The organism is Planktosalinus sp. (genome assembly GCF_059864935.1).
Genome location: NZ_JCBCCK010000139.1, coordinates 1 through 1,422, shown reverse-complemented (window position 1 = coordinate 1,422; position 1,422 = coordinate 1). Strand labels below are relative to the sequence as shown.

Here is a 1,422-nt window from a genome sequence, read left to right as displayed (position 1 = left end):
GTTTAAGACAAATACGTTCGCTTTCGCGAAAGCGGGATGAACACAGAATTTAGTGTCCAAAAATTTTAGGTCAAAATAGTACAACGCCTTTTCGTTGAGCTCTTTAAAAAGTTTGTTAACGTCAAATGGTTTTTCTGAAGTAAAATAGACCGCTTCAGCACCTCTGTTTACAGCATCTGCAGCTAATCTACCGGCAACGGCTTCGTCGTCAATATAGATGGATTGCCCAATGTTCCAGTGTTGTGGATGCCCTGAGATTTCAGTAAACGGTTCCTTGATTTCATCACGGTGGTAAAACGGTTTAACGTCTATGCCTTCCGGTGATTTCCAGATGAGGGTTTCATTGTAATCAGCTCCCTTGAGGTCAAACTGGATTTTTTGTTTCCATTGTTTGGAGGAAACCGGTGGGAAATCGTTATACAGGGAATCGTTCATTAGTTTTTGTTTTTGATTGTATCATCTTCTATGATAAAAATTTCTTCATTTTCTTTTTTCAGGAAATAAGTTTCACGGGCGAATTTTTCAAGTTCCTCACCGTCTTCCAGTTTTTCAAGAAATTCCTTGTCTCTGGTGATTTCATGCTGAAAATAATCCCTGCTGTTTTCCAAATCACGGATTTCTTTATTGAGTTCGCGGTGAATCAGCAACGAATTGGCATCAAAAACCACCATCCAAACCACAAAAAACGCAATAATCAGGAAGTATCTGTTACTGATAATCCTGAACCATTTTTTGTTTTTGAGTTTGGAAAATTTCACTTTATACGTTTAGTTTTTGGTTGATAATGGTTCTAACGATATCCACTGCCACCGTGTTGTATCTGTTTGTGGGAATAATGATGTCTGCATATTCCTTTGTGGGTTCAATAAATTGCTGATGCATGGGCTTGAGGGTGGTTTTGTATCTGTGTAACACCTCGTCAAGGTCTCTACCGCGCTCTGAAATGTCACGCTTTAAACGTCTGATTAATCGTTCATCACTGTCGGCGTGGACATAGATTTTAATGTCAAACATATCCCTGATTTCAGGGTGGGTGAGGATTAGGATGCCTTCAACTATCATCACATCTTTAGGTATGGTGGTGACAGTTTCTTTTGTGCGGTTGTGCTCGACAAACGAATATACAGGTTGCTCGATGGGTTTTCCGTTTTTTAAATCGTTTAAGTGAATGACAAGCAGTTCAAAATCAATGGCTTTGGGGTGGTCAAAGTTGATTTTTACACGTTCTTCAAACGGCAGGTCTGAGGTGTCCCTATAATAAGAGTCCTGTGAAATAACCCCTACCTGTGTGGCCGGTAATTCGTTGATAATCTGGTTGACCACGGTTGTTTTTCCGCTTCCGGTACCACCGGCAATTCCGATTACAAGCATAGATTGTGTGTTTTGACAAAGGTAATAAATTATGGGTTTGGGAATAATTAA

General features: G+C 39.8%; 2 protein-coding genes and 1 pseudogene. All 3 read right to left on the bottom strand.

The genetic code is table 11. From position 1 onward, the window contains the following. Window positions 1-435, bottom strand: a pseudogene (locus AC6F75_RS05845) (methylmalonyl-CoA mutase); the annotation flags it as partial. Beyond that, window positions 435-758, bottom strand: coding sequence for a septum formation initiator family protein (locus AC6F75_RS05840; protein WP_500714014.1), 324 nt, complete (start codon window positions 756-758; stop codon window positions 435-437). The pseudogene AC6F75_RS05845 and the gene AC6F75_RS05840, both read right to left, overlap by 1 nt. Window position 759: 1 nt before the next feature. Then, window positions 760-1,371, bottom strand: coding sequence for a uridine kinase (gene udk / locus AC6F75_RS05835; protein ID WP_500714015.1), 612 nt, complete (start codon window positions 1,369-1,371; stop codon window positions 760-762). Window positions 1,372-1,422: the final 51 nt, after the last annotated feature.